At 51.1% G+C, this 9,279-nt stretch carries 10 protein-coding genes; 4 read left to right on the plus strand and 6 right to left on the minus strand.

Annotation, left to right across the window (positions count from 1 at the left end):
• Nucleotides 1–288: 288 nt before the first annotated feature.
• Entirely contained in the window at nucleotides 289–711 is a 423-nt protein-coding gene (locus NGM62_RS06640; RefSeq protein WP_262246717.1) for an OsmC family protein, read from the plus strand.
• Between the two features lie 38 nt (nucleotides 712–749).
• Here NGM62_RS06640 and NGM62_RS06645 read toward each other — a convergent pair whose 3' ends face one another.
• Nucleotides 750–1,379, minus strand: a complete 630-nt coding sequence (locus NGM62_RS06645; protein WP_262246718.1) for a trimeric intracellular cation channel family protein — start codon at nucleotides 1,377–1,379, stop codon at nucleotides 750–752.
• Nucleotides 1,380–1,654: 275 nt separating this feature from the next.
• Here NGM62_RS06645 and NGM62_RS06650 point away from each other — a divergent pair, with 275 nt between their 5' ends.
• From NGM62_RS06650 to NGM62_RS06660, 3 genes are all read left to right on the plus strand, one after another.
• Nucleotides 1,655–2,011: a YciI family protein gene (locus tag NGM62_RS06650; protein WP_262246719.1), complete on the plus strand. Its 357-nt coding sequence runs from the start codon at nucleotides 1,655–1,657 to the stop codon at nucleotides 2,009–2,011.
• 83 nt (nucleotides 2,012–2,094) lie between these two features.
• A complete protein-coding gene (locus tag NGM62_RS06655; RefSeq protein ID WP_262246720.1) occupies nucleotides 2,095–3,093 on the plus strand; it encodes an alpha/beta hydrolase in 999 nt (332 codons plus the stop codon).
• A gap of 63 nt (nucleotides 3,094–3,156) precedes the next feature.
• Nucleotides 3,157–3,942, plus strand: a complete 786-nt coding sequence (locus tag NGM62_RS06660; protein WP_262246721.1) for an alpha/beta fold hydrolase — start codon at nucleotides 3,157–3,159, stop codon at nucleotides 3,940–3,942.
• Nucleotides 3,943–4,008: 66 nt separating this feature from the next.
• On the opposite strand, the gene NGM62_RS06665 is transcribed toward NGM62_RS06660, so the two are convergent.
• The 5 genes from NGM62_RS06665 to NGM62_RS06685 all read right to left on the minus strand — a co-directional run bounded on the left by NGM62_RS06665 (nucleotide 4,009) and on the right by NGM62_RS06685 (nucleotide 9,242).
• Complete coding sequence (locus tag NGM62_RS06665; RefSeq protein ID WP_262246722.1) at nucleotides 4,009–6,684, minus strand: sigma-54-dependent Fis family transcriptional regulator; 2,676 nt, start codon at nucleotides 6,682–6,684, stop codon at nucleotides 4,009–4,011.
• A gap of 239 nt (nucleotides 6,685–6,923) precedes the next feature.
• Nucleotides 6,924–7,376 carry a carboxymuconolactone decarboxylase family protein gene (locus NGM62_RS06670; protein ID WP_262246723.1) on the minus strand — a complete coding sequence of 151 codons (453 nt, stop codon included), beginning with the start codon at nucleotides 7,374–7,376 and terminating at the stop codon, nucleotides 6,924–6,926.
• 64 nt (nucleotides 7,377–7,440) lie between these two features.
• Entirely contained in the window at nucleotides 7,441–8,091 is a 651-nt protein-coding gene (locus NGM62_RS06675; RefSeq protein ID WP_262246724.1) for a succinate dehydrogenase cytochrome b subunit, read from the minus strand.
• Between the two features lie 22 nt (nucleotides 8,092–8,113).
• Entirely contained in the window at nucleotides 8,114–8,293 is a 180-nt protein-coding gene (locus NGM62_RS06680; protein ID WP_262246725.1) for a hypothetical protein, read from the minus strand.
• A gap of 184 nt (nucleotides 8,294–8,477) precedes the next feature.
• Complete coding sequence (locus tag NGM62_RS06685) at nucleotides 8,478–9,242, minus strand: SDR family oxidoreductase (protein ID WP_262246726.1); 765 nt, start codon at nucleotides 9,240–9,242, stop codon at nucleotides 8,478–8,480.
• Nucleotides 9,243–9,279: the final 37 nt, after the last annotated feature.

Here is a 9,279-nt window from a genome sequence, read left to right on the forward strand (position 1 = left end):
CGGATGACTTTCGACTTGCGGTTAATGGCTCTACCTCAATAAAAAATGCCCGGAGTTTTGGAATTCCGGGCAGGAGCGTTTCTGCCGGCGACTCGAATAGACTCGGACAGCATTGATATCCGTTGTTTGGCAGGGGAACGCTGTTCGCCAGGGCTGGCTTTTTTTTACCGATATTGTTTGCTATTTTTGATATATCGCAATCACGCCGGAAAGGTCATCAAGAGAAAGATATGTTGCTCCTGACAATGAAACCGGGAGCTTTAAGTATGCGGCTAGAGGGAAAATCAGATGAAATACGTATTAGAAAAAGCAGTTCGGGGCACCATCGGTGAGCAAAAATTTAAAACTTCCATCCAGTGGCGAAATGGTACGCTCATCACCGATGAACCCGAGAAATTGGGCGGGAAAGACATCGGCCCCGACCCGCATTCCCTTCTGTTGTCTTCGCTGGTAGCATGTACGCTGGCGACATTGCGCATGTATATCGACCACAAGAAACTGGCGATTCCCGAAATTACCATCGAGGCCAATATGGCGCACCGGATCAACGCTTCTACCGGAGAAATCACCACCCATATTGATAAGACCATCTCCTATGGAAGCACAACGGTGGATCCCGAACGGAAAGCACGGCTCCTCGAAATCGCCGAGCGCTGTCCCATTTCCAAAATACTCAAAGGAAATATCACGATCGCCACGACACAAATTTAACCCCCCGCATCAGAAGCATTGCTCCATTAGCGGCAGTTTTACGATTTGCGGATGGAGTATACGGGCAGGTTCCAGTGGAAACGGAGTGCCAGCATCCGCACACCGAAACAGACAATCAATGCGACAATAGAAATCCAGTCGGTCGTTAGCCAATCGAAGTAATAGCCTAAAACGACAATGCCGGCCCCTACAAGTGCGGCTGAAGCATAAATTTCTCTTTCCAATATTATGGGGACCCGGTTAAGGAGCACATCACGCAGTACCCCGCCCCCAACGGCTGTAACCACCCCCAAAAGGAGGGCTACCTCTGCGTTGTGGCCGAAAGCGAGGCTTTTCTGTGCGCCGGTGACGGCAAATAGCGATAAACCAAGGGCATCAAAAAATAAAACGGGCCGGTTAAGTCGCCTCACAAACGGATATAGGCCGATTGTGGCACCGGCAGCACACATTGCAGCTACCAAATAGCGCCAATTGGTCAGACCCGCCGGAGGTATGGCCCCGATGCACAGATCGCGGATAACCCCACCGCCACAGGCAACCGTGAATGCGATAGCACAAATCCCGAACAGGTCGAGACCCCGCTGCCTTGCCGCCGTCGCCCCGCTTATCGCAAATGCAAAGGTGCCAGCCAAATCGAGCAGATAATATAGTGTATGTAACCTCTCCATCTTACGTTATATCGGCCGGACCCGATGGCTTCCACAATATGGTCTAGCGTACGAAGCCGGGCAACCGACGGAAGTAAAGATACGAAAACGCACAAGAGTGTGCGGTGCAGACCTGACGGTATTTAGTATCCACATTTCGCGTTATCGCGAAATATCGCAACCGATATGCGGTACATCTCTATATAATAATCTCATTTTCAATAAAATAATTCATTGGCACATCGCTTGTCTACAGCCTATCATTGTTTATTTTTTAACTATTTAACTATTTAACGATGAATGAGTATCTATTAGTGATCCACCGGGATCTGACCAGCGATCAACCTCGCCCCACCGCAGAGCAAATGAAATCAGCATTGAAGCCTTACCAGCATTGGGTTGCCACCATTGCAGACCAGAATAAGTTGGTGGCCCCACCAAAACGGTGGGACACCGACGGTAGGGTTATACAGGCAAAAGCCGACGGATTGGCAATCAGTGAAGGGCCGCTCGCAACGGGCGACCGTTCTATCGGTGGGCTTTTCTTAGTGAAGGCAGACAACTACGAAGACGCTGTCGAGCTCGCCAAAGCCTGTCCGATTATCCAGTATGGTGCCGTCGTTGAAGTCCGGATGGCCGTACCCACGGCATAGGCGCCCAAGCCCCCGCCGCATTTGAAAGGCGGGGGTCCTTAAGCTGAAAGCATAACGTAACAAGAACCAATAAATACAAGAACATGAACAATTTATCAAGATCAAACCGCACAGAAATTGCGGATTATGCAACAGACCCGCTCCTGAGCCGGGAGACCAGGACCTTTCTAACGGCGTTGAATACCGCCGGCGGTGCCCCTATTGAAACCCTCACGAAAGAGGCTGCCCGCCAAGTGCTGGCGGATGCGCAGGCAGCGGTTCCTGTAGACCTTTCGGGAATCTCCATTACAGAAAAAACCATCATCAGCGAGGGTTACAAAGTGAAAATCCACGTGGTGCGGCCCCAGGGCACCGAAGGCAGGTTGCCCGCCTTCATCTTCATCCACGGGGGCGGCTGGATCCTCGGCGATTTCCCGACCCACAAACGGCTGGTACGAGACCTGGTGGTCCAATCGGGCTGTGTGGCGGTGTTTGTGAACTACACCCCCTCGCCGGAAGCGCATTACCCACAGGCTGTCAATGAAATCTATGCAGTGACCAAATGGGTTGCAGCCAATGGTGATGAAATCGGTGTGGATGGCAGCAACATCGCCGTCGTGGGAAACAGTGTCGGCGGCAACATGACCGCCGTGACCGGCCTGAAAGCACTGGAAAAGGGAGGCCCCAAGCTCAAACTACTGGTCATGATGTGGCCCATTGTAGATGCCGACTTCGAGACAACCTCCTACCAACAGTTCGGTAAAGACAGGTTTCTCACCGCCTCCATGATGAAATGGATGTATGACCAATACACCACCGACCCCGATGAGCGCAAGGAGATATTCGCATCGCCGTTGCAGGCCACGATAGCGCAGTTGAAGGACTTGCCGCCAACACTGATCCAGGTAGCTGAAAACGATATTCTACGCGATGAGGGCGAAGCATTCGGCAGGAAGCTGGATGAAGCCGGTGTGGCGGTTACCACCATCCGGTATAACGGTATGATCCACGATTTCGGCCTACTGAACGGATTAGCTACACTTCCTGCGGTCAAATCGCTTATCGCCCACGCAGCCGCAGCACTTCGCAGCCGGTTAGGTTAAATAAATAAGCAACTCATAAGTAAATTCTTATCCACTAAATAATTCACTAAAAATTTAACTGTTATGACTACATTACATCAATTTGCATTGTGTGCCGTAATCGCACCGATTACCTTATTTTCCTCGGGTGTCCACCCCAAAAACAGACCGGCACTGAATGGCGTCAAAAACGTGGTCCTTGTACATGGCGCGTTTGCCGATGGCACCAGTTGGGCCGCGGTCATTTCCCGGCTACAGGAGAAAGGCTACCATGTGGCTGCCGTACAAAACCCACTCACCTCGCTTGAAGACGATGTGGCGGCTACCAAGCGCGCTATTGCCCTCATGGACGGCCCCGTATTGCTGGTGGGCCATTCCTGGGCAGGGATGGTCATCAGCGCCGCAGGCAACGACGCGAAAGTAGCCGGACTGGTGTATGTGGCTGCACTGATACCAGACGAAGGCCAGTCGGTGGTCGATGTGAACGCCCCCTTCCCTCCGGGGCCGGGTGGAGCAGAATTCCGTCCCGATGCCGAAGGTTTCCTGTCCATGACCGCCAAGGGCATCCATGAAGACTTCGCCCAGGACCTGCCGGAAGCCCAACGGAATGTACTGGTGGCCACCCAAACACCGTGGGCTGCCGCCGCTACCGTACAGCCCGTACACAATGTGGCTTGGAAAACCAAGCCCTCATGGTGTATCGTGGCCACAGAAGACCGGATGATCAATCCCGACCTGGAACGGGCCACAGCAAAAATGATCAATGCTACCACCATCGAGCTGGAAAGCAGCCATGTACCCATGGTATCGCAGCCCGATGCAGTTGCTAACTTCATCGATCAGGCAGCCAATCGGTTAAGCGCAAATTAGGCTCCATTTGAATGATATGGCGGCATCCTAGGAGATAGCCGCCATTTTTATGCTTTTATGGTTCCATTAAACATATTGGGCCTTCGATACGCCCAATTTTTTCATCTTCGAATGCAGTGTTGTGGCCGGTATCCCCAGGATGTCTGCTGCCCCGCCGCTGCCGGAAATCCGGCCATTGCACTTTTTCAATACCTTGATGATATACGAGGCTTCCATTTCCTGAAGTGCCCTGGGATAGCCATCGCCATCGTCTCCCACCCTGTCGCCGGCAACGGGCAGGGGCACCTCACTGATGGTGTCACCTTCGGTCAGCAATACGCTGCGCTCCATCAGGTGCTCCAGTTCCCTGACGTTCCCCGGCCACGTGTACCGCTTCAATGCGTTGATTACTTCCGGCGTCAAATCCATCTGCCCCTTACCGCTGCTGCGGGTGTAGCGTGCTACGAAATAACGGGCCAGTGGTTCTACATCCTGCAACCGGTTTCGTAAAGGTGGCAACACAATGGGGAACACATTCAATCGGTAATACAAGTCGGAACGGAACCGTCCTGCATTTACTTCTTCTTCCAGCTTGCGGTTTGTGGCTGCAATAATCCGCACATTTACCTTAATGGTGGTCTTCCCGCCTACTCGCTCAAACTCACGTTCCTGTATAACCCTCAGTAACTTAACCTGTGTCTCCAAAGGCATTTCACCGATTTCATCGAGAAAAAGCGTGCTATCATCCGCTAACTCAAATTTCCCTATCCGGCGATCAACAGCGCCGGTAAATGCCCCGCGCTCATGACCGAACAGTTCACTTTCAATCAGATTTGCCGGCAATGCCGCGCAGTTGACTTTTACCATCAGTTTATCTTTGCGCGGCGACGTGTTATGGACGGCCCGGGCAATCAACTCCTTGCCGGTACCCGTTTCACCCAACAGCAAAACCGTGGAGTTGGTATGCGCCACCAATGACATCAGGTGATAAACCTCTTGCATCTCCTCGCCGCTGCCGATGATTTCAGAGAAATTATAAATGGTCTTGATCTGCTCTTTGAGGTGATCATTTTCGATTTCGAGCATTTGTTTATAATGGAGCAGCTTCTCGTTGGCTAGGATATTTGATACAGCCACCGCCAGCTGCGAACAGATTGCCCGCAATAGATTGGGTTTGGTAATCAGCACCTCGTGGCGATCGATATGGAAAAAAGCTATCCCTACCACGGCACCACCGGCCCGCAAAGCAATGCTCAAAATCTGCCGAAGGCCGAGATGTTTCCAGAAACCCACATACGCCGGCATATCCAGCTCAGCCGCAAGTTCGTCCACACCCAATACAACAGGTTCATCTGACGCGACGATACGGCGGAAAACGGGATCGCTGACCCGGTATTTGGCTTTACTGATCCGTTCAAAATCGGGGTCACGTACGATCGCTTCGCCCAGGTCTGTCATGAAATCACTATACGTGCGCCCGTCGTCGTCCACCTTTAAAATCCCGAATTCCTCGATGGCGAACAGCACCTTGAGCTTCGCGCTAACCAACCGCAGTAGATCGCTCCGGTTTCTCATCCGGGCAATTTCATCGCTAAGTACTAATAACTTTGATTTTTCTTCCTGCCGCCTGATGATTTCTTCATTGGCGAGGATATTGGAGATGGCGATAGACAGCTGGGCACATATCCCTTCCAGCAGTGCGGTGTTAATGGCGTTGGTGATTACCCACAGTACGCCGAGCTCTTTTTCGCCGGCCCTGAGCGGCGTACCCACCATCTTTTCGAACCCCGGCTTATTATAGCCCACTTGTTTCCAGAATTCCACGTAGTAGTCGTCTGTCCCGCGGTGTATCTCTTCGGCAAAGTCGATGACCACCGGTATATTCCCGGCCATTACCCTTCCGGTAATTCCATCTGTCGTTGTTATCTTCTTATTAAGCAGCGTTTTAAATAAAGGACTACCGATATAGTATGCGTCTTTATCGTGCAGAAAGGGGGTTAAAGTCACCCCGTCGCTGCTCACTATCCGGATAAAATAGGCCTTTATCTGGCTTAATTTCTTCAGCGACAGGTACACGACGTCAGCCAGTTCGTCTTTGGTTCTCACCGCGGCGATGCTGTTACTGAAATTCAGCAAAAACGACTTGTCCCACTCCTTTTCTTTGATTTCTTCATTCCTGATAATATTGGAAACAGCCGCCGCAAGCAGGGGCGACACCGCATTTATGATGTGCTGGAAGGGCACCGTGAAGCCATCGGGGATATCCGAAGCCAGGTGCAGGAATGCCATCACGCTTCCATCGCGCGTTAGGGGGGTCACCAACAGCGATGCGGTCGCCGCATGGTAGCTTTTCTTGGGCAATAGAGAATTGATGGGATCACGCGTCGATTCATCCGTTTTGAGTAAAAATGCTTCTTCGGCCCCTAACAATCGTGTGATCAAGGGATTATCGGATGAAAACGGTTTAGGCGGGACTGGTTCGTTACCGGATGTTAAAAACGGGGTAATGGTGTGATGATGTTCGTCTATCAAGGCAATACCCATGTGGGTAAATGCTAACAGGCGGCTTATCTTAGTTGAAAAAAAGGCCAACAGATCGTCACGCGCCCGTACCTGGGTTATGGCTTTACTCAAATCGAGTAAAATCTGTTTTTCGCCTTCGAGAGCCTTTACCTCGTCCCTGAGCCGCTCGATCCGACCCGGGTCGGTCCCCTTGGCTATATGAGCACGTTCTTTCCGCACTACATTTACGGGCCTTTCCATTTCCGTTCAATGAGTATTATTTTGCAAGACGTTAGGAACACGCGATGGCACTTAACGCCATTTAGATGCTATAACTGATTCAAAGTTAGCAATTTGTTATTACGTTACACTATGGTGTCTGATTTTTTTCGCTTTGACACCGTTTGATTTACGGTTGCATCTCCGCCGCGCTTACCTGCTTGGAAAACCATGCGCACTGTGTTAAAAAGGTCGGCCAAGGCCCCTGCAATGGACTATCATCAACCGAACATGCCCACCTGATAGGTCCCCGGCGTATTCTCAAACGCGATATTGAAGCGGTTCCATGTGTTGATGGTTGTGATTGCCAAGGTCAGATCGATGACCTCTTCGTCTGTGAATTCGGCAGCTATAAGGAGATAAACAGACTCGGTAACCTCCACCGCGGTAATCGCTTCGGCCCATTCCAACGCCGCGCGCTCCCGGGAGGTATAATAAGGGGCTTCCCGCCAGGCACTGAGACCGTATAACCGCTGCTCGGTCTCGCCCATCGCACGTAATTCTTTCGCGTGCATATCTAGGCAGTAAGCGCAGGCGTTCAACTGAGAGACCCGGAAATCCACCAGCTCCAACAACTGTTTCTCAATGCTGGATTTCTTGAGGTACGCCCCGATATGATACAGCGGAGTCAATGCTTTTTTTCCTTTTTCAAATACGTTAATTTTAGTTTTCATGATTCCTTTCTTTTATAAATTTTATTCTTGTTCACGCAGTTTACAGTGTGCGGATATCTTATCATTACCTCACCCACTTCAGGTAGATGGAAAGCGGCATGAGTGAAAACGCGAGAAGCATTACCAGTGAAAACATGCGTCCCGTCCACCGGATGAGTCCGATATATTTACTATGGTCAATGCCCAAGCTTTGGAATGCGCTTGAAAATCCGTGCAACAAATGCCAATACAATGAGGCGGCACCCACCAGATATATCGCTACTTCGATCGGATTGCTGAATTTTTGAAGCATCATTGCGTAAAGTGGAAGTTCCTCCCCATAGCGGAATTGATGCACCCGGTTGGGTATCCAGAAATTGGAAGTATGTACCACAAGGAACAGTAATATGAGGGTTCCTAATAGGGTCATACTCCGGCTATACCACGTGCTTCGGCGGGGCGCGTGTACCACCGCGTAGCGAATGGGCCGTGCCGCACGATTGGATCGCCACAACAGCAGGCCCTGTACGATGTGCCACAAGATACCGACTACCAGTACCACTTCAATGGCACGGATTACGGGGTTTGTGGCCATGATGTGCGCACCCTTCGTAAACGTCTCACCGTTATCGTTGATAAAGATGAGTGCATTGATGCTCGCATGCACCACCAGGAAACTGATAAGAAACAATCCGGTCAAAGCCATCGTCATTTTCTTACCGATGGAACTAGTCATGATGCCGTATAACCCGCCCATGTCAATCATTCATTTGCCGTAGCGGCTGTTCCACCATTCGGATGCTATCATTGAGGAATTCGCTGCCGAATGTCGTGCAATCGCTTTCCGCTTTCATATTGCCGTGCTGGATAATGCCGTCCAATAAATAGTGGACCATCATTCCGAACATACTTCTGTAAACCATGTCGACTCGTTTCATTGCTAAATATTAAATACCCATAATGTGCTGCCTTCATTTCCCGGCGTAACTGATCGGTTTTCATGGCAAGTCCATGCCGACGTAGGATTTATACGTGTACGAACGGGTGGAAAGTACACGCCCTTTACAGCCGCCTCCGGGAGCTGACACCCGTCATCTTCGTTACGAAGCCAGTTGGGATGTATTAAGAAACATTTTCCAATTTTCGTTGAGTAATCAACCAATCCGTTACCCTTTTGTTGCCCACATGCGCAAAACCGCGGGGCAAGAGCGTGGCTTCCGTGAGTAAAGCGCCGAAATAGCGGGCCCACGGATCGCCAACAACCTCCCGCTGATCGCCGGTAGCGTCCAGATACAGTTGGATTAATTCAGGCAGCGGGAAACGGTCGGGCCCGGCGATTTCCACCGTACCGTTAACAGGCCGTTCGAGCGTTACCTCCGTGAGGGCCGCCGCCACATCGTCTGAGGCAATCGGTTGGACCAATGCGGTAGGCACCCGCACTGTTCCCTCTTCCGAGGCCGACTTGACAATACCCCCCAGGAATTCAAAGAATTGAGTGGAATGCACAATCGTATATGGCATACCCGATTCGCGGATAAGCTTTTCCTGTGCGATTTTAGCCCGGAAATAGCCGCTTTCCGACAGCAACTCGGTGCCCACAACGGATAGCGCCACATGGTGGCCTACCCCGGTGGCACGCTCTGCCGCCAACAGGTTCCGGCTTGAAGTCTCAAAAAATTCGAGTACTGCCCGGTCTTCGAAAGAAGGGGAGTTTGATACATCGACGACAACCTGCGCATTTTCCAGCGCTTGTGTTAGCCCTTCACCCGTGATGGTGTCTACCCCTGTCGCCGGCGATGCGGCGAACACTTCGTGGCCAAGTACGCGCAGGTTGTGCACTAATTTACTTCCAATGAGGCCCGTGCCTCCAATTACAACAATTTTCATCAGAATATGTTTAAATCATTTATTTGTTTATCAATCA

Origin of the sequence: Parapedobacter soli (assembly GCF_025460835.1) — a bacterium.
GTDB lineage: Bacteria > Bacteroidota > Bacteroidia > Sphingobacteriales > Sphingobacteriaceae > Parapedobacter > Parapedobacter soli.